A 17,449-nucleotide genomic window follows, 5' to 3' on the forward strand; every position below is an offset into this window, starting at 1 on the left:
ATGCGGTACCGCACACTTGGCGACCTGCGCGTGAGCGCCGTCGGACTGGGCGCGATGCCCCTGTCCATCGAGGGCCGCCCGGACGAGGCCCGCGCCCTGGCCACTGTGCACGCGGCGCTGGACGCGGGCGTGACCCTCCTGGACACTGCGGACTCCTACCACCTGCCCGGCGCCGAACCCGGCCACAACGAACTGCTGGTGGCCCGGGCGCTCACCGCGTACGGCGGTGACACGGCCGACGTGCTGGTGGCCACGAAGGGCGGCCGGGGCAGGCCCGGCGACGGCGGCTGGACGGTGACCGGCAACGCACGGCACCTGAAGACGGCCGCCGAGGCTTCCCTCAAGCGGCTCGGCGTGGAGGCGATCGGCCTCTACCAGCTGCACAAGCCCGACCCTGCCGTGCCTTTCGAGGAGTCGGTCGGCGCTCTGCGCGAGCTGCTCGACGAGGGCACAATCCGGCTGGCCGGGGTGTCCAACGCGGACGTCGGGCAGATCCGGGCGGCCCGCGAGATCCTCGGCGACCGGCTGGTCTCGGTGCAGAACCAGTACTCGCCGGCCGTACGGGACAGCGAGGCGGAGCTCGCGTTGTGTGCGGAGCTGGGACTGGCGTTCCTGCCGTGGAGCCCGCTCGGCGGCATCTCGCGCAGCTCGCTGGACGGGCCGTCGCGGGTCGGGGCCCTCCGGCGCTTCGGCGCCTTCCACGACGTGGCCGCCCAGCGCGGGGTCAGTCCCCAACAGGTCTGCCTGGCCTGGCTGTCGGCCAAGTCGCCGGTCGTGATCCCGATCCCGGGATCGAGCCGTCCGGAGACGGTCCGGGACTCGGCGGCCGCGGCGGACCTGGTCCTGGACGCGGCGGAACTGGCCCGGCTGGACGGTGCCCTCAGCCGACCTTGACGAGAGTGACCCTCATGGAGGGCGTGTAGGTCAGCCCGTCATCGGTGCGCTCGTGCAGGACGGTCTGCACGCGGTGGTCGTCGCTGAACTCCACGGTGGACCGCGTGGTGTCGCCCTGGTAGGTCCAGGTGTCGCCGCGCGCGACCAGGCTGCTGACGGTCACGTTGCCCTGGCTGTCGAAGAAGTGGGACCGGTAGGCGCCGCTCGTCTCGTCGTACCCGATGATCTCGGTGCCGCCGACGTCGAACTCCCCGATGCGTCCGTATGCCGAATGGACGAGGAAGAAGCCACCCGGAGCCCACTCGTACACGTCAGAGGTCGTGATCCTCGGGCCGGGACTTCCGTCGTCGATCACGTGGCCTTCGTTGATCCATCTGCCCACCCAGGCGCCGAGCGCGTCGTGCCGGGGTCCGCGGCCGGATCCCTGATCGTCGGCGTGCTCCGTGCCTCGGTTGACCGCCACCACGCGCGGGGTGGTCTCTTCCGCCATGCTCGCTCCTCCTGCGGCCGGTCTCCTGGGTCGACCTTTTGAGGGTTGCACACGGGTCTGACAAGCGAGCCGTGCCAGGTGCGGCGCCGGCGGCTCAGCGCCGGGGCATGCCGGGCGGCGGCGGGTCGTAGAAGCCGGGAGGCATGCCGGGGAAGGGGCCGGGGCCGGGGGGCGCTCCCGGGAACGGGCCTGGGCCGGGGGCCGGGTGCACACCGCCGTAGAAGTACGCGCCGGCGTGTTCCTCCTGTTCCTCCCCCGGCATCCAGTCCTCGTCCTCGACATCCGTGCCGCCCCGCACGCCCAGCAGGCGGCGGGTGAGGCGGTCGTGGTCGGAGAGGAGCTCGTCGAGGGCCGCGCGGACGTCCTCGGGCTCGGTGCGCGCCGATTCGCGTTCGGCCGCGATCAGCACGGAGCGTCGTACGAGCTCCTTGGTGAAGGACGCGGTGGTGCCCTCCGTGCGGGCCACCACCTCGTCGGCGATGTCCTTGCCGAGGCCGAGGCGGCTGCCGTACAGATCCAGGAGGCGGGCGCGGCCCTCGGCGTCCGGGAGGGGGATCTCGACGGCGAGGTCGACGCGGCCGGGGCGCTGGACGAGGGCCGGTTCGAGGAGGTCGGCGCGGTTGGTGGTGAGGAGGAAGGCCACGTCGGCGTCGTCGCCGAGGCCGTCCATCTCGTTCAGCACCTGGAAGAGCAGGGGCTGTTCGCCGCCGCCGTAGTCGCGGGCCTCGGCGATCAGGTCGCAGTCCTCCAGGACGACCAGCGCCGGCTGGAGCATCCGGGCCAGCGCGCAGGCGGGGCCGATGGCGTCGATGCTGGTGCCGGCCAGGACGACGACCGTGAACTGCGGGAGGTGGGAGAGGAGATAGCGGATCGTGTGGGTCTTGCCGGTGCCGGGCGGACCGTAGAGGAGGAGTCCGCGGCGCAGGTGCTGGCCGGCGGCGCGCAGCTGCTCGCGGCGGCGGGCGACGCCGACGACCTGGCGTTCGACGCGCTCCAGCAGACCCTCGGGCAGCACGATCTCCTCGCGGCCGAGGCCGGGCCGCCGGTGGAAGCGGAACGGGCCGAGGCCGTGGCCGAACTCCGAGCCCTCGAAGGAGAGGACCTGGCCGCGGAAGACGTTGTGCTCGCGGACGAGCGTGTCGAGCTCGGCGAGCAGCCGGTCCGCGAACTCCTTGTTCTCCGCGAGGACTTCGAGCTCCACCTTGTTGCGGCCGTACTCGTCGGCCGGGCCGCGCAGCAGGATCGCGAAGCGTTCGTCGCCGTCCGTGCCGAGGTAGAACCCGCAGGAGACGCAGGGGAGTTCGGTGTCGGGGGCGATCGGCAGGTGGGCGTAGTCGACCGCTCCGATCACGAACCGGTCGTAGCGGTCGGCCGATTCGAGGATGTCGCCGAGGGTGAGCTCGCCGTGGTGCTGGGCGCCGCGCATGCCGATCAGCTCGTAGCCGCGGCCCTCGGCGGCGAACCAGCGCTCCAGGGCGAGGTGCACGTTGGGGAGGTCGTACGGCGGGTAGGCGGCCTTGACGACCGGGCGGTCGGCGGGGGCCGAGCCAAGGTGGGCGCGCAGGCGGGCGGTGAGGTCGCGGCTGCCGTCCCGGTCCCTGCGCCGGGGATGGGCGACGGCGTTGAGGAACTCGTAGAACAGGTCGTGCACCTGCTCCATCGAGAGATGCGAGGTCTCCCCCGCGACGCGTCCGTCCTGCTCCCCCGTGCCCCCCGTACCCGCCCTGTCCGCCATACCCGCCTCCGTACGTCCGCCCGCGCCTGCGAGGGTTTCCAGGGTGGTGGTGGATTCCGGGCGGGTCAACGGAATTGGGGTGACTCTCGCGAGTCTCACAAACAGGGCCGGTCGGCTCTCACACACAGGGCCGGTCAGTTCTCACACACAGGGCCGGTCAGCGAAGGCCTTCCACACCGGCCAGCTCGCACCACTCCCGGGCCGCCTCCGAGCGCCCGGTCAGCAGCAGGAGCAGCGCGGCGATCGGGCCGCGGATCTCCGTGCCGTCCCCGCGCGTCCACTCGATGTCGGTGGCGACGAGCCGGGCCTTCGGCAGTGGCCAGGGCCTGGGCGGCACCCGCATGGTCCACACCCGGTCGGCGGCGTCACGGGCGGCCTCCGGGGGCATCTCCCGCCTGCGGCCGAGAGCCAGGGCGATGTCCTGGCCGTGCACGAGGATGTCGAGGAGCGGCTCACGGGGCGAGGTGGTCGGTGCGAGGCGGCGGGAGCCGACGATCGCACGGAGGTTGGCGACGATCTCGGCGACGGGCAGCTCGGCCTCGCGGACCGCCGAGTCGTGGATCATCCGGTCGAAGCTGCCGCGGGCACGGACGAACTCGCCCAGGACGGCCCTGTACGTGAACCGCGCCGCGACGGTCAGATGTGCGGCGACGTCCCTCACCCGCCAGTCCCCGCACCGCGTGGGCGTCTCCCACTCCTCGGGACTCAGCCCCTCCAGCAGGTCGGCCAGGCCCGCCCGCTCCCGGTCGACGATCTGCCAACGCTCGTCGGTCCCCAGCACCGCGTTCATGGGAGTCACCCTGAATCACCCACCCCAGCAAGTGGTAAGCTTCTCTGACCAAATTAGTCAGAGACTCTGACCAATGTCAAGCAGTGCGCGGGAGGCGTCGGCCATGGTGGCGGAGAGTGAGCTCAACACGGGCGTGCTCCTGTTCCTTCCTTACCGGGCCCTGGAGAACCGGGTCTTCGCCGCGCTCGCGGAGGCCGGCTTCGACGACTTCACGCCCGCCCAGGCCCGCGTCATGCAGCGCATCGGCCCGGACGGAACCCGGCTGACCGAGCTGGCCGAGCAGGCCCAGATCACCAAGCAGACCGCGGGCTTCCTGGTCGACCAGCTGGAGAAGGCGGGCTACGTCACCCGCGTACCGGACCCGACGGACAAGCGGGCCCGGCTGGTGCGCGGGGCGGCGAAGGCGTGGGCGGCCAAGGAGGTCGCCGACGCGGTGGTCGCCGAGGTCGAGCGGGAGTGGGAGGAGCACCTCGGCAAGCGACGCATGAAGCAGCTGCGCGAGGCGCTGACACTGCTGCGCGAGGTCACGGACCCGTGGGCGTGACGCTCGCGCGGACAGTGATGGTCGGGGCGGTCGGGGCGCTGAGGACTGTCGGCGGTCGGGGCGCTGAGGACTGCCGCCAGCCGTCGCCGGCTAGCCGACTCAGCTGAGCGCCGACTCCTTCTCCTTCTGCTTCTCCCTGTCCTTCTCGGGCTGTTCGGACTGCTCCTCGCTCTTCCCGCGCGGCAGCAGCACCGCGACCACGAGCGTGCCGAGGCCCAGGACCACCGCGCCGATCAGGCTGGTGTGGGCGACCGCGTCGGAGAAGGACGAGCCGACGGCGTCGGCCATCCGGTGGGCGCCCTCGGCGAGTTGGTCGGCCTGGGCCTTCAACTGGGCCGCCTGTTGAGGGTCGGTGGCCCGGGCGGCCTGCGCGGCGGCCTTCTCGGCCTGTTCGGCGATGCCCTGGGAGACCGCGTATCCGGCGCCGACCGAGTCCTGGGCCGTGGCCAGGGAGGAGGCGGGGAGCTCGCTGCCGGCCGTCGCGTCCGTGAGGTGGTCGTGGTACGACGTGGCCAGCAGCGAACCGAGGATGGCGATGCCGAGCGAGCCGCCGAGCTCCAGCGAGGTGTCGTTCACCGCGCCGCCGACGCCCAGTTCCGACTCCGGGAACGCGCCCATGATCGCGTCCGTGCTGGGGGAGAGGGCGAGCCCGATCGCGAGGCCGAGGATGAGCAGAGACGGGACGAAATCGCCGTACGACGAACTCGCGTCGACCTGCGTGAGCAGGGCGAGGGCCGCCGTGCCGCCGACCATGCCCGCGGTGACCGTGAGCTTCATGCCGACGCGCGGGGTGAGGTAGCCGGTGAGGGCCGAGCCGACGAAGACCGCGCCGGCGAGGGGCAGCATGCGCAGGCCGGTCTCCAGGGCCGTGTAGCCGAGGACGAACTGCAGCTGCTGGGTGAGGTAGTAGAAGGCGCCGAAGACGGCCAGGAAGAACAGGGCCACGGCGAGATTGGAGCCCGCGAAGCGGCGCTCGGTGAAGCGGCGCACGTCTATGACCGGGCGCGGGTGGCGCAGCTCCCACACCACGAACAGCACGAGCCCGACGCCCGCGACCACCGCGGCGGTGACCGCCTTGACGCCCCAGCCGAAGTGCGGACCCTCGATGATCATGTAGACGAGCGCGGCGATCCAGACGACCGACAGCAGACCGCCGACGTAGTCGATCCGCCCCTTGCCGTGGGCCTTCGACGGCGGCACGAGGAGGAGAGCGCCGACGATCGCGGCGGCGGCGATGGGCACGTTGATCAGGAACGTGGCCTTCCAGCTGTGCTGCTCCAGCAGCGCCCCCGCGAGCAGCGGTCCCGCCGCGATCGCGAGACCGGCGGTGGCCGTCCACAGGGTGATCGCCTTGGCGCGTTCGGCGCGCGGGAAGGTGGCGGCGAGGAGGGAGAGGGTGGCGGGCATGATCATGGCCGCGCCGAAGCCCATGACAGCGCGGGCCGCTATGACCCCGTCGGCGCTGTCGACGAGCGATCCCGCGACCGCCCCGCCGCCGAAGACGAGCAGCCCGAGGACGAGCGCGCCGCGGCGGCTGTACTTGTCGCCGATCGCGCCGAGCAGCAGCATCAGCGCCGCGTACGGGACGGTGTAGCCGTCGATGACCCACTGCAGGTCGGCGCTGGACAGGCCCAGGTCCTGGGTCATGTCGGGCGCCGCGACCGTGAGGGCCGTGTTGGCCATCACGATGATCAGCAGGCTGAGGCAGAGGACCAGCAGCGCCCACCAGCGCCGGGCGTAGGGGCGGTCCATCCTCTCGACCGGTTCGTTCATGACGAGTCGCATGACTTCGGGGGCCTTCCTCACTGACGTACACGATTCACATTGCACAGCAGTGTGCAATTGCTCGACCATGTGCAATGTACGCTTGATGCACAGCGCTGTGCAAATCGAGAAAGGAGGCGTGCAGAATGTCAGCCATGAACACCGGCCCCACCCGCCGCGCCGACGCGAACCGCCGTCGCATCCTCGACGTCGCCCTCGCGGAGCTGCTGCGCGACCCCGACGCCTCCATGGACCAGATCGCGCGCGCCGCGGGTGTCGTACGACGGACCGTGTACGGCCATTTCCCCAGCCGCGAGGCGCTGGTCGGCACGCTCGTCGACCAGGCCGTGGAGTCGGTGGCGGCCGCGCACGCGGCGGGCCGGGAGGGCGTCGAGGACCCGGCGGAGGCCGTGGCGCGCTCGGTGCTGGCGGTCTGGGCGGTCGCCGACCGCTACCGCATCCTGGTCGCCCTGGCCCAGCGCAGCGTCACCATGCAGGGCATCCGCGACCGCCTCACGCCGGTGCGCGGGGCCGGCGTGGAACTGCTGCGGCGGGGCCTGGAGGAGGGGGTCTTCCACTCACCGCTGCCGGCGCCGGCGCTGGCGTACGTGCACGAGCAGACCATCATCGCGCTGATGGAGGCGGTGAACGACGGTCTGCTGACAGCGGAAGAGGCGGGCCGATCCGCCGCGGTCACCGTACTGACCGCGGCGGGCGTGCCCGCCTCTCGGGCCACCGAACTGGTGGCGAAGCTGAACGACTAGGAACGACCAACGATTGGGAACAATTCGGGAGAAAAGCCGACCGGGCGGCTGAGCCACGGGGGAGTGCTCAGCCGCCCGGAGGCGTTGGGGCGAGCCCGGGTTCAGGACCGGGCCCGACCCGGCATGGGGATCGGGTCTCGCGGGGCGGCCGTCAGGCCTTGGTGAGTTCCTTCTCGCCGCCCTGCTCGGGGACCTCCGCGTGGGCGTCCTCGGAGGCGCCGCCCGCGCCGCTCTCGTCGTCGTCGAGGAGCGTCTTCTCGTCGAAGGGGATCTGTCCGGCGAGCACCTGGTCGACGCGGCCGCGGTCGATCTCCTTCGTCCAGGTGCCGATCAGCACCGTGGCGACGGCGTTGCCCGCGAAGTTCGTCAGGGCGCGCGCCTCGCTCATGAAGCGGTCGATGCCGACGATCAGGCCGATGCCGTCCACCAGGGCGGGCTTGTGCGACTGGAGACCGCCGGCCAGGGTCGCGAGACCGGCACCGGTGACACCGGCGGCGCCCTTCGAGGCGACCAGCAGGAAGAGCAGCAGCGGGATCTGCTCGCCGATCGACATCGGCGTACCCATGGCGTCGGCGATGAACAGGGACGCCATGGTCATGTAGATCATGGTGCCGTCGAGGTTGAAGGAGTAGCCGGTCGGGACGGTGATGCCGACGACCGGCTTGCTGATGCCGAGGTGCTCCATCTTGGCGATGAGCCGCGGCAGCGCCGACTCGGACGAGGAGGTCGACAGGATCAGCAGGAACTCACGGCCCAGGTACTTGAAGAGCGTGAGGATGTTGAGGCCCGCGACCACCCGCAGCAGGACGCCCAGCACGATGAAGACGAACAGGAAGCAGGTGACGTAGAAGCCGAGCATCAGGACGGCGAGGCTCTTGAGCGCGTCGACGCCCGCGGAACCGGTCACCGCGGCGATCGCGCCGAAGGCACCGATCGGGGCGGCCCACATCACCATCGCGAGGATGCGGAAGACGAGCCGCTGGATGTGCTCGACACCGCGCAGGATCGGCTGTCCGGCCGAACCCATGGCCTGCAGCGCGAAGCCGGCGAGCAGTGCGATGAGCAGGGTCTGCAGCACCTCGCCGCCGGTGAAGGCGGAGACCATCGTGGTCGGGATGATCCCGAGCAGGAACTCGGTGGTGTCCTTGGCCTCCGGCGCCACCTGCGCCTGGCCGACCTCCTTGACCGCGTCGGTCACCGCGAGGCCCGTGCCGGGCTCCAGGATGTTGCCGACGATCAGGCCGATGCCCAGCGCGACCAGCGACATGATCGTGAAGTAGACCAGCGCGATACCGCCGACCGCACCGACCTTGGCGGCCTTGCGGACCGAGCCGATGCCCAGCACGATCGTGCAGAAGATGATCGGCGAGATCATCATCTTGATCAGGTTCACGAAGCCGGTGCCGATGGGCTTCAGCTCGACCGCGAAGTCGGGGGCGACCAGACCGACGGTGATACCGAGGGCGACCGCGATGATCACCGCGATATAGAGGTAGTGGGTGCGGTCCCGCTTGGCTTTCGGTGCGGCAGGTGCCGTATTGGCTGCGCTGGTCACAGCGGCCCTCCTTGACGTCGTCGTCGGCATCACCGGCGTGCGGCTCACGTCCGGGGGATGTATAGGGGAATGCCGTGACTATCTCCCGCCGTGTGAGGGCGGTCACCCTTCCGTTCATTTAGTTCATGCTTAACCTGCGAGGCACACTGACGACATGCGCATACGCGTCCCACGCCCCCGCAGCCTGGCCGGCCAGCTCTTCGCCATGCAGGCCGTGCTCATAGCGGTGGTCGTCGCCGGTTACGCGCTGTTCACCTACGTCAGCGACCAGAGCCAGGCCGAGGACGGGGCGCGGCGGCAGGCCATGGCCGTGGCCCGCTCGGTCGCGGACGCCCCGTCCGTGCGGGAGGCGATCCGCACTCCCGATCCGACGGCCGAGCTCCAGCCGTACGCGCTGCGGGTGATGCGCGACGCCGACGTCGACTTCGTGACGATCATGAACCCGAAGGGCATCCGCTGGACCCATCCCAACACCTCGGAGATCGGCAAGCCCTTCCGCGGCAACATCGCCCCCGCCGTGGCTGGCGGCTCCTTCACCGAGACCTACACCGGCACCCTCGGCCCCTCGGTCCGCGCGGTCACCCCGGTCTGGTCGAGCGGCGAGGTCGTCGGTCTGGTCAGCGCCGGCATCAGGGTCGACGAGATCAGCAAGCGGGTGCAGGGCCAGCTGACGGCCCTGCTCGCCGTCGCGGCCGGCGCGCTCGCGCTCGGCGCGGTCGGCACGTACGTCGTCAACGCCCGGCTGCGCCGCCACACCCACGGCATGAACGCGGCCGAGCTCAGCGCCATGCACGACTACCACCAGGCCGCACTTCACGCCGTACGCGAGGGGCTCCTGATGCTCGACGGGCAGTACCGTGTGGCGCTGATCAACGACGGCGGACGGGAGCTGTTGGGCGTGTCGGGCGATGTGGTGGGCCGGTCCGTCGCCGATCTCGGCCTGCCCGCGCCGGTGACGGGCGCGCTGCTGGCGTCCGAGCCGCGGGTCGACGAGGTGCACCTGACCGCGGACCGGGTGCTCGTGCTGAACACGTCCCCGGTGTCGGGCGGTGAACACCGGGGCACGGTCGTGACCCTGCGGGACGTGACCGAACTCCAGTCCCTGATGGGCGAGTTGGACTCCGAGCGCGGCTTCACCCAGGCCCTGCGCTCCCAGGCCCACGAGGCGGCGAACCGGCTGCACACCGTCGTCTCGCTGATCGAGCTGGGGCGGGCGGAGGAGGCGGTGGACTTCGCGACCGCCGAACTGGAACTGGCGCAGGCGCTGACCGACCAGGTGGTGGCCGCGGTGAGCGAGCCGGTGCTGGCCGCGCTGCTGCTGGGCAAGACGTCCCAGGCGAACGAGCGGGGCGTGGAGCTCGTGGTGTCGGAGGAGAGCCGGCTGGACGACGGTCTGCTGCCGCCGTCGCTGCCCTCCCGGGACCTGGTCACGATCCTCGGCAACCTCATCGACAACGCGGTGGACGCGGCGCAGGGAAGCGTGCGCGGGCGGGTGACCGTGACGGCCTACACCGCGGACGGCGAGCTGGTGCTGCGCGTGTCCGACACGGGCGCGGGGGTCGACCCGGCCCTCGCGGACACGGTCTTCCAGCGGGGCTTCTCCACGAAGCCGGCGGGGCCGGGCGGCCGGGGTCTGGGGCTGGCGCTCGTACGGCAGGCGGTGAGCCGGCATGAGGGCGCGCTGACCGTGGCGGAGGCCGACGGGGGCGGGGCGGAGTTCGAGGTGCGGTTGCCGTTGGGGGACGGGGGCCGCCCTGAGCGGGTGTCCGAGGGTGCCGTTCCTATCGGCGGCACCGCTTCTGGAGGCGACGTATGACGACGACCGAGCAGCAGCCCATCCGTGTCCTGGTCGTCGAGGACGACCCCGTCGCCGCCGACGCACACGTCATGTACGTCAACCGGGTCCCCGGCTTCACGGCCGTCGGCAAGGCGCACACCGGTGCGGAGGCGCGGCGCGCCCTGGAGCGTACGGCGGTGGACCTGCTGCTGCTGGACCTGCACCTGCCGGACGTGCACGGACTGCAGCTGGCGCGTTCACTGCGGGCGGCCGGGCTGCACGCGGACGTCATAGCGGTGACGTCGGCGCGGGACCTGACGGTGGTCCGGGAAGGGGTCTCCCTCGGCGTCGTCCAGTACGTCCTGAAGCCGTTCACCTTCGCCACCCTGCGCGACCGCCTGGTGAGATACGCCGAGTTCCACGCGGCGGCGGGCGAGGCAAGCGGACAGGACGAGGTGGACCGAGCACTGGCGACGCTCCGGGCGCCGGGCCCGGCGGCACTGCCGAAGGGGTTGAGCGGGCCGACGTTGGAGCGGGTGACGGTGGCGCTGCGGGACTGTGGGGAGGGGCTCACTGCTACAGGGGTGGCGGAGGCGGTGGGGATCTCGCGGATCACGGCTCGGCGGTATCTGGAGCATCTGGTGGAGGGGGGGCGGGCTGCTCGGAGTCCGCAGTATGGGGCTGTGGGGCGGCCGGAGTTGCAGTACCGGTGGGTCAAGGGAAGCTCATGACCGTACGTCAAAAGTAGAGCGTAGAGAGGGAGTTCACGCCACCCTCGCGTACCACACGACCTGCGAAGCAAGCCCGCCCACGGCGAGCGCCTCAACCACCGACAGCGCGACGAGCAACCTGCCCCCTTCACCGTCCACCCAGAACACGGCCAGCGCGGCCAACGGCACGGCACAGAAGGCAGTCAGGTCCACCACGGTCTGGAGGACCTTCCGGGACCTGCGCCGCGTGTCCCCGCGGTGCGCGGTCTCCCAGCCGAACGCCTCGAAGCCGCCGCCCGGTTGGGCCAGCGCCGCCAATCGGGGTCCCAACTCAGCAAGTGCCGCGCCCAATTGGATGCCGCGCAAGCCCTCGCACTCACACCACCCGCCTCGCGCGATTTCATCCAAGCCCTGGCCAACGACCTCTAGGAGAGCCGCCATGACCGACATCCGCTGGGAAGACCCCTTCTGCGCCGAAGGCAACAACTGCTTCCGCATAGGCACCGACTCCAACGGCAACGCCTACATCGCCATCGCCGGCCAGGAAGACACCCCCCTCACCGACACCCGCGAAGCCCTCCGCACCCTCATCCGCGACATCAAGTCCGGCAAGGCCGACCACCTCTTGTAGCCACCCCGCAGCCGAACCCGCCCCCCACCCAATATCCACCGCACATGCATTGACCTGACTAGACCACTCCTCCTACGTTCACGTGGCAGCCATCCCGGCCACAACGACGTGAGCCCGCAGGAGGTCATGCCCGTGCGCCCCACCGCCGCTCGCCCAACTGCCCTACTGGTCGCCCTCGTTGCCACCGCCGCCACCGCCTGCGGAGGCGGCTCCGGCAGCGACCCCGACACCGTGAAGATCTCCTTCAAGCAGTCCACGGACAACTCGATCCGCGTCATGGACGGCTACCTCGCCGGCATCAAGAAGCAGTTCGAGAAGGCCAACCCCGGCAAGAAGGTCGAGTTCGTCCCCATCAAGGCCCCGGACTCGGAGTACTACACCAAGCTCCAGCAGATGCTCCGCTCCGCCAAGACCGCCCCGGACCTGGTCTACGAGGACACGTTCCTGATCAACAGCGACATCACGTCCGGCTACCTCAAGCCCCTCGACCCGTACCTCGCCAAGTGGCCGGACTGGAACCAGTTCATCGACACGGCGAAGACCGCGGCGAAGGGCGAGGACGGCAAGACGTACGGCGTCCCGGACGGCACCGACACCCGGGGCCTCTGGTTCAGCAAGGACATCTTCCGCAAGGCCGGCCTGCCCGTCGACTGGCAGCCGAAGACCTGGGACGACGTCCTCACCGCCGCCCGCACGATCAAGGAGAAGGTCCCGGACGTCATCCCCCTGAACGTCTACACGGGCAAGCCGGTCGGCGAGGCCGCCACCATGCAGACCTTCGAGATGCTTCTCTACGGCACCGAAGACGCCGGAAGCCAGGATCCTCTCTACGACAAGGCATCGAAGAAGTGGGTTGCCACAGGCGCCGGCTTCAAGGACTCCCTCGCCTTCGTCGAGACGGTCTACAAGGAGAAGCTCGGCCCGGACATCGAGGACGCCCTCGACCCCAACGTCATGACCAGGGTCCGCGGCGAGTGGCTCCCGCAGGGCAAGCTCGGCATCGCCCTCGACGGCTCCTGGCTCCCGCAGGACTGGCTGCCGGGCAGCGGACACGAGTGGCCCGAGTGGTCGGACGAGCTCGGCCTCGCCGCGATGCCCACGCAGCACGGCCAGGCGCCCGGCAAGGTCAGCATGTCGGGCGGCTGGACCTGGTCGATCCCGGCCAAGGCGGGCAACCCCGACCTGGCCTTCGAGTTCGTGAAGACCATGCAGACGAAGGCGAACGCCCAGAAGTGGTACATCGCCAACTCGGGGATCGCCGTACGGAAGGACGTCGCCGACGATCCCGCCTACGCCGAGGCGCAGCCCGGTACCAAGTTCTTCACGGACCTGGTCGCGAGCACGCACTACCGGCCCGCCTACCCGGCGTACCCGAGGGTCTCCACCGCGATCCAGGAGGCGATGGAGGGCGTGACGACGGGTGACATGTCGGTGGAGGAAGCCGCACGCGGTTACGACGACGAGCTCAAGAACGCCACGGACAACCAGGTGGTCGAGAGGTGACCACCGCCGCACCGCACGCGAGGGGCGGCCCGGGGGCGGCGAAGTCCCCCTCGGGCCCGCCCGCTTCACGGCCTCCCGCCCCGCCGAGGGTCCCCCGCGGTCTCACCCGCGCCCTCCCCGTCGCCCCCGCCGTGATCCTCCTGCTCCTCTTCCTCGCCGGCCCGATCGCCTACTGCGCCTACATCGCCTTCACCGACCTCCAGCTCACCGGGCAGGCCGAGTCGTCTTTCGTGGGGTTCGAGAACTTCCGTACGGCGTTCCAGGACGAGGAGTTCCTCAACGCCGTATGGCTGACGCTGGTGTTCACCGTCGTGTCGTCCCTGATCGGGCAGAACACCCTCGGACTGGCGCTCGCCTCCCTCATGCAGCGCGCCTCGAAGCCGGTCCGCACGCTCACCGGCGGGATCGTGATCACGGCGTGGGTGCTGCCGGAGGTGGTCGCCGGGTTCCTGCTCTACGCCTTCTTCCGCCGTGAGGGCACCCTGAACGCCGTACTCGACTGGCTCCATCTCCCGTCCCAGAACTGGCTGTTCACGCTGCCGATCCTGGCGGTGTCGTTCGCGAACGTGTGGCGGGGCACCGCCTTCTCGATGCTCGTGTACTCCGCCGCGCTCAACGAAATCCCGAAGGAGATCACGGAGGCGGCCGAGGTCGACGGCGCCGGCGGCTGGCGGCGGATGTGGCACATCACGCTGCCGATGATCCGGCGTTCCATCGGTACGAACCTGATGCTGAACACCCTCCAGACCCTCTCCGTCTTCGGTCTGATCTGGGTGATGACGAGGGGCGGCCCCGGCGACAGGAGCCAGACGCTCCCGCTCTTCATGTACGAACAGGCCTTCCAGAACAGTCTGATCGGCTACGCCACCGCGGTGGCGCTCCTCCTGCTGCTGGTCGGCTCACTCTTCTCCGTCGTGTACATGCGCCTGTTGCGGACGGAGGTCTGACGATCCATGGCCCTCACGTTCTCCTCCCGTCGCCGAAGCGGTCGCCGAAGCCGCCGCCGAAGCCGCCGCCGAAGCCGCCGCCTCGCCGCCGACGCGGGGCTCCTCGCCTTCGCCGCCGCCTTCGCGCTGCCGCTGGCCTGGGTGGTCCTGTCGTCCCTGGATCCGGACGCGGATCTCAGGGTGAAGGCCCCCGACGGCCTCACCCTGGACAACTTCGACACGATCCTGACGCCGGAGATCACCTTCACACCGCTGCTGAACAGCCTGATCCTGTGCGGAAGCGCGACGCTGCTGACGGTGGTGTGCGCGGCGCTGGCTGCGTACCCCCTGTCCCGCTTCAGGTCCCGGCTGAACCGCCCCTTCCTCCTCACGATCCTCTTCGCGACGAGCCTGCCCATCACGGCGATCATGGTTCCGGTGTACGCGCTGTTCGTTCAGGTGGACCTGATCGACACCATGCAGGGCACGATCCTCTTCTTCGCCGCCTCCCAACTCCCGTTCGCCATCTGGCTGATGAAGAACTTCATGGACGGCGTGCCGAAGGAACTGGAGGAGGCGGCCTGGACGGACGGCGCCTCGTCGCTCCAGTCCCTGATCCGGATCGTGCTCCCGCTCATGGGCCCGGGAGTCTCCGTGGTGACGGTCTTCTCCTTCGTGATGATGTGGGGGAACTTCTTCGTCCCGTTCATGCTGCTGCTGTCCCCGGACCAGATGCCGGCGAGCGTGAGCATCAACGAGTTCTTCGGCAATCGGGGCATGGTGGCGTACGGCCAGCTCGCCGCGTTCTCGATCGTGTACTCGACGCCGGTGATCCTGCTGTACGTGCTGATCGCCCGGCGGCTGGGGGGCGGGTTCGCGCTCGGGGGTGCCGTCAAAGGCTGAGCCCGCTCATGACTCGGGCAGCACCCCCGCCCGGAACGGCTCCACTCCCACCACCCGGCGCACCCGCACCGGCTCGATCAGCAGCATCACCCGTCGCTCGCCGGGGAGCAGCCACGGGTAGCGGTCCTCGCCGATGTACTTCCGGGTGAGCCGGTCCATCGAGCGTTCGGCCTCCTCCCCCTCCACGAACCGGACGACCCGGCCCCGGATCTCCACGCGGTCGTAGGGGTTGTCGGGGTCGTGGTGGGAGAGGGAAACGTTCGGATTGCGCCGCAGGTTCTCCTCCTTCACACGGCCGATAGCCGTGTTGACCATGACGTACTCACCTTCGATGTCCGCCCACATGGGCGAGATCTGCGGAGTGCCGTCCTGGCCGACCGTCGCGAGGTGCCAGAAGTTCGGCGCCAGCAGACGCTCGCGAATATGCCCCTCTACCTTGCCATTCACCTCGTACACGAAAGCCACGCTCCTCCCGGGCGCCCGTCCGGACGGCCCGCCGCCATCCTCGCCACCCCCCGCCGACAGGCGACAGGCGATCTTCGGCCACCCCGAACAGACGGCCGGAACCGTACATTCCTACAATCCGTGATCCTGGCCGAACAGACCGTAGTCAACGCAGTCCCGCGCCCCTACGTTGTGGCCCGTGCGCCGACCCCCAGCTCTCCCCAGCCAGCCCGGTCCCCCGTTCAACGCCCCCGCCGCCCGCAGACTCCGTGCCGCGCTCAGCATGGGGCCCGAGCATGTCGCCTACGGCATGCGGGCCTCGTTCGGGCTGCCCTATGTGACCCCGGACCTCGTCATCGCCTGGGAGCGCGGGGCCGCCTCTCCCACCAGTCCCGAACTCACCGCTCTCGCGGGCGTGTTGTGGTGTTCCCCCGGTGAACTCATCGACCGGCCGCGGACCTTGCGCGAGCACCGCGTCACGCGCGGTCTCGCGCCCGAGGACGTCGCGCGCGGCGTCGGGCTCGAACTCCTCGCCTATCTCCACATGGAGGAGCACGACGAATGGCGCGGCACCGACCGTCAGTCCGCCGCGCTCGCCGACCTGCTCGACCTGTCGCTCCCGGACTTCGTCACCGTCACGGGCCGCGAGGCTCGACTCGCCGAGCACCTGCGCAGCGCCGTCACCACCCGCTGGCAGGGCTACGTCCGCCCGGTCGCCAAGCTCGTGCCCCTGGACCGGCGCCTGGTGGAGGACACCCTCCAGGAGCTGCACCGGGAGTACCAGGGGCAGATGGTCGCCACGCTCAGCTGGGGCGGCGACAGCGATCGCACGGTCGGGGCCGGCCAGGACTTCCTCGACCGGATCGTGGACCACTTCTGGTCCACGGTCCGCGACCGCACCGGATAGTCCGGGGCGCCCGGACCGCAGGACAGCAGAGGGCCTGGAAGACCTACTCCGCAGAGGGCCTAGAAGACCGACTCCGCCTCGTCCATCCGGTCCTTCGGCACCGTCTTCAGCTCGGTCACGGCCTGAGCCAGCGGCACCATCACGATGTCGTTGCCCCTGAGCGCGGTCATCCGGCCGAAGTCGCCCCGGTGCGCGGCCTCCACCGCGTGCCAGCCGAAGCGGGTGGCGAGGACGCGGTCGAACGCGGTCGGCGTGCCGCCGCGCTGGACGTGGCCGAGGATGACCGGCTTGGCCTCCTTGCCGAGGCGGCGCTCCAGCTCGTAGGCCAGTGCGGTGCCGATGCCCTGGAAGCGCTCGTGGCCGAACTGGTCGATCGCGCCCTTGCCGTAGTCCATGGTGCCCTCGGCGGGGTGGGCGCCCTCGGCGACGCAGACCACGGCGAACTTCTTGCCGCGGGAGAAGCGCTCCTCGACCATCTTGACCAGGTCGGCCGGGTCGAAGGGGCGCTCGGGCAGGCAGATGCCGTGGGCGCCGGCGGCCATGCCGGACTCCAGGGCGATCCAGCCCGCGTGCCGGCCCATGACCTCGACGACCATGACGCGCTGGTGGGACTCGGCGGTGGTCTTGAGGCGGTCCATCGCCTCGGTGGCGACACCGACCGCGGTGTCGAAGCCGAAGGTGCGGTCGGTGGAGGAGATGTCGTTGTCGATGGTCTTCGGGACGCCGACCACCGGCAGGCCCGCGTCGGACAGCATCCGCGCGGCCGTCAGCGTGCCCTCGCCGCCGATCGGGATCAGGGCGTCGATGCCGAAGTCGCGGGCTTCCTCGGCGAGGTGCTCGCAGGCCTCGCGTAGCCGGTCCCGTTCCAGGCGGGAGGAGCCGAGGATGGTGCCGCCGCGGGCCAGGATGCCGCTGACGCCGTTCAGGTCGAGGGAGCGGTAGCGGCCGTCCAGCAGACCCGCGTATCCGTCCTCGAAGCCCAGGACCTCGTCGCCGTAATTGTCGACCGCTCGGTGCACGACCGACCGGATCACGGCGTTCAGGCCGGGGCAGTCGCCGCCTGCGGTGAGCACTCCGATGCGCATCGTGCTGTGTCTCCTGCTCGCTGTTGA

The 17,449-nt window shown here is 70.4% G+C and carries 17 protein-coding genes and 1 pseudogene; 10 read left to right on the forward strand and 8 right to left on the reverse strand.

All coding sequences use genetic code 11. The annotated features are described in order from the left end of the window. A complete protein-coding gene (locus OG252_RS17390; RefSeq protein ID WP_329337106.1) occupies nt 1-894 on the forward strand; it encodes an aldo/keto reductase in 894 nt (297 codons plus the stop codon). On the opposite strand, the gene OG252_RS17395 is transcribed toward OG252_RS17390, so the two are convergent. From OG252_RS17395 to OG252_RS17405, 3 genes are all read right to left on the reverse strand, one after another. After that, nucleotides 881-1,384 (reverse strand): DUF1579 family protein, encoded by a 504-nt coding sequence (locus tag OG252_RS17395; RefSeq protein ID WP_329337108.1) that lies wholly within the window; start codon nt 1,382-1,384, stop codon nt 881-883. The two genes, OG252_RS17390 and OG252_RS17395, sit on opposite strands and share 14 nt — an antisense overlap. A 94-nt stretch (nt 1,385-1,478) precedes the next feature. Continuing rightward, nucleotides 1,479-3,188: an ATP-binding protein gene (locus tag OG252_RS17400; RefSeq protein WP_329337110.1), complete on the reverse strand. Its 1,710-nt coding sequence runs from the start codon at nt 3,186-3,188 to the stop codon at nt 1,479-1,481. An 88-nt stretch (nt 3,189-3,276) separates the two neighbouring features. Beyond that, on the reverse strand, nt 3,277-3,909 hold the full coding sequence (locus OG252_RS17405) for a maleylpyruvate isomerase family mycothiol-dependent enzyme (RefSeq protein WP_329337112.1): 633 nt from the start codon (nt 3,907-3,909) through the stop codon (nt 3,277-3,279). 103 nt (nt 3,910-4,012) lie between these two features. Between OG252_RS17405 and OG252_RS17410 the strand changes: the two genes are divergently transcribed. Further along, nucleotides 4,013-4,453 (forward strand): MarR family winged helix-turn-helix transcriptional regulator, encoded by a 441-nt coding sequence (locus tag OG252_RS17410; protein ID WP_266448066.1) that lies wholly within the window; start codon nt 4,013-4,015, stop codon nt 4,451-4,453. Between the two features lie 99 nt (nt 4,454-4,552). On the opposite strand, the gene OG252_RS17415 is transcribed toward OG252_RS17410, so the two are convergent. Next, nucleotides 4,553-6,238, reverse strand: a complete 1,686-nt coding sequence (locus tag OG252_RS17415) for an MFS transporter (protein ID WP_329337114.1) — start codon at nt 6,236-6,238, stop codon at nt 4,553-4,555. Between the two features lie 125 nt (nt 6,239-6,363). Between OG252_RS17415 and OG252_RS17420 the strand changes: the two genes are divergently transcribed. Next, entirely contained in the window at nt 6,364-6,981 is a 618-nt protein-coding gene (locus OG252_RS17420; protein WP_329337116.1) for a TetR/AcrR family transcriptional regulator, read from the forward strand. A gap of 151 nt (nt 6,982-7,132) precedes the next feature. On the opposite strand, the gene OG252_RS17425 is transcribed toward OG252_RS17420, so the two are convergent. Beyond that, a complete protein-coding gene (locus OG252_RS17425) occupies nt 7,133-8,536 on the reverse strand; it encodes a cation:dicarboxylate symporter family transporter (RefSeq protein ID WP_329337118.1) in 1,404 nt (467 codons plus the stop codon). Between the two features lie 154 nt (nt 8,537-8,690). Here OG252_RS17425 and OG252_RS17430 point away from each other — a divergent pair, with 154 nt between their 5' ends. Further along, nucleotides 8,691-10,352 (forward strand): sensor histidine kinase, encoded by a 1,662-nt coding sequence (locus OG252_RS17430; protein ID WP_329337120.1) that lies wholly within the window; start codon nt 8,691-8,693, stop codon nt 10,350-10,352. Next, the gene (locus OG252_RS17435; protein WP_266433654.1) at nt 10,349-11,044 is read left to right on the forward strand and encodes a response regulator; all 696 of its coding nucleotides are present in this window, start codon (nt 10,349-10,351) and stop codon (nt 11,042-11,044) included. Before OG252_RS17430 ends, OG252_RS17435 begins: the two co-directional genes overlap by 4 nt. Before the next feature lie 33 nt (nt 11,045-11,077). Here OG252_RS17435 and OG252_RS17440 read toward each other — a convergent pair. Continuing rightward, nucleotides 11,078-11,356, reverse strand: a pseudogene (locus tag OG252_RS17440) (hypothetical protein); the annotation flags it as partial. Between the two features lie 106 nt (nt 11,357-11,462). Between OG252_RS17440 and OG252_RS17445 the strand changes: the two are divergent. The 4 genes from OG252_RS17445 (at nt 11,463) to OG252_RS17460 (ending at nt 14,986) form a co-directional block, all read left to right on the forward strand. Then, the gene (locus OG252_RS17445; protein ID WP_329337122.1) at nt 11,463-11,654 is read left to right on the forward strand and encodes a hypothetical protein; all 192 of its coding nucleotides are present in this window, start codon (nt 11,463-11,465) and stop codon (nt 11,652-11,654) included. Nucleotides 11,655-11,780: 126 nt separating this feature from the next. Further along, nucleotides 11,781-13,157, forward strand: coding sequence for an extracellular solute-binding protein (locus OG252_RS17450; RefSeq protein ID WP_329337124.1), 1,377 nt, complete (start codon nt 11,781-11,783; stop codon nt 13,155-13,157). After that, nucleotides 13,154-14,104 (forward strand): carbohydrate ABC transporter permease, encoded by a 951-nt coding sequence (locus tag OG252_RS17455; protein ID WP_329337126.1) that lies wholly within the window; start codon nt 13,154-13,156, stop codon nt 14,102-14,104. Before OG252_RS17450 ends, OG252_RS17455 begins: the two co-directional genes overlap by 4 nt. Nucleotides 14,105-14,110: 6 nt before the next feature. Continuing rightward, a complete protein-coding gene (locus OG252_RS17460; RefSeq protein WP_329337128.1) occupies nt 14,111-14,986 on the forward strand; it encodes a carbohydrate ABC transporter permease in 876 nt (291 codons plus the stop codon). Between the two features lie 6 nt (nt 14,987-14,992). Here OG252_RS17460 and OG252_RS17465 read toward each other — a convergent pair whose 3' ends face one another. After that, a complete protein-coding gene (locus tag OG252_RS17465) occupies nt 14,993-15,451 on the reverse strand; it encodes a PPOX class F420-dependent oxidoreductase (protein ID WP_266433665.1) in 459 nt (152 codons plus the stop codon). A gap of 178 nt (nt 15,452-15,629) precedes the next feature. Between OG252_RS17465 and OG252_RS17470 the strand changes: the two genes are divergently transcribed. Beyond that, a complete protein-coding gene (locus tag OG252_RS17470; RefSeq protein WP_307677376.1) occupies nt 15,630-16,337 on the forward strand; it encodes an XRE family transcriptional regulator in 708 nt (235 codons plus the stop codon). Nucleotides 16,338-16,396: 59 nt separating this feature from the next. Here the strand turns inward: OG252_RS17470 and OG252_RS17475 are convergent, their stop codons facing one another. Then, nucleotides 16,397-17,422 carry an ATP-dependent 6-phosphofructokinase gene (locus tag OG252_RS17475; protein ID WP_266433669.1) on the reverse strand — a complete coding sequence of 342 codons (1,026 nt, stop codon included), beginning with the start codon at nt 17,420-17,422 and terminating at the stop codon, nt 16,397-16,399. Nucleotides 17,423-17,449 lie beyond the last annotated feature (27 nt).

Origin of the sequence: Streptomyces sp. NBC_01352 (assembly GCF_036237295.1) — a bacterium.
GTDB classification, from domain to species: domain Bacteria; phylum Actinomycetota; class Actinomycetes; order Streptomycetales; family Streptomycetaceae; genus Streptomyces; species Streptomyces plumbiresistens.

Excerpts from the sequence above, each read along its gene's own strand:
- OG252_RS17420 (WP_329337116.1), top strand. The coding sequence starts at position 6,364 with ATGTCAGCCATGAACACCGGCCCCACCCGCCGCGCCGACGCGAACCGC.
- OG252_RS17475 (WP_266433669.1), bottom strand. The coding sequence starts at position 17,422 with ATGCGCATCGGAGTGCTCACCGCAGGCGGCGACTGCCCCGGCCTGAAC.
- OG252_RS17395 (WP_329337108.1), bottom strand. The coding sequence starts at position 1,384 with ATGGCGGAAGAGACCACCCCGCGCGTGGTGGCGGTCAACCGAGGCACG.
- OG252_RS17435 (WP_266433654.1), top strand. The coding sequence starts at position 10,349 with ATGACGACGACCGAGCAGCAGCCCATCCGTGTCCTGGTCGTCGAGGAC.
- OG252_RS17445 (WP_329337122.1), top strand. The coding sequence starts at position 11,463 with ATGACCGACATCCGCTGGGAAGACCCCTTCTGCGCCGAAGGCAACAAC.
- OG252_RS17390 (WP_329337106.1), top strand. The coding sequence starts at position 1 with ATGCGGTACCGCACACTTGGCGACCTGCGCGTGAGCGCCGTCGGACTG.
- OG252_RS17460 (WP_329337128.1), top strand. The coding sequence starts at position 14,111 with ATGGCCCTCACGTTCTCCTCCCGTCGCCGAAGCGGTCGCCGAAGCCGC.
- OG252_RS17450 (WP_329337124.1), top strand. The coding sequence starts at position 11,781 with ATGCCCGTGCGCCCCACCGCCGCTCGCCCAACTGCCCTACTGGTCGCC.
- OG252_RS17415 (WP_329337114.1), bottom strand. The coding sequence starts at position 6,238 with ATGCGACTCGTCATGAACGAACCGGTCGAGAGGATGGACCGCCCCTAC.
- OG252_RS17410 (WP_266448066.1), top strand. The coding sequence starts at position 4,013 with ATGGTGGCGGAGAGTGAGCTCAACACGGGCGTGCTCCTGTTCCTTCCT.
- OG252_RS17405 (WP_329337112.1), bottom strand. The coding sequence starts at position 3,909 with ATGAACGCGGTGCTGGGGACCGACGAGCGTTGGCAGATCGTCGACCGG.
- OG252_RS17430 (WP_329337120.1), top strand. The coding sequence starts at position 8,691 with ATGCGCATACGCGTCCCACGCCCCCGCAGCCTGGCCGGCCAGCTCTTC.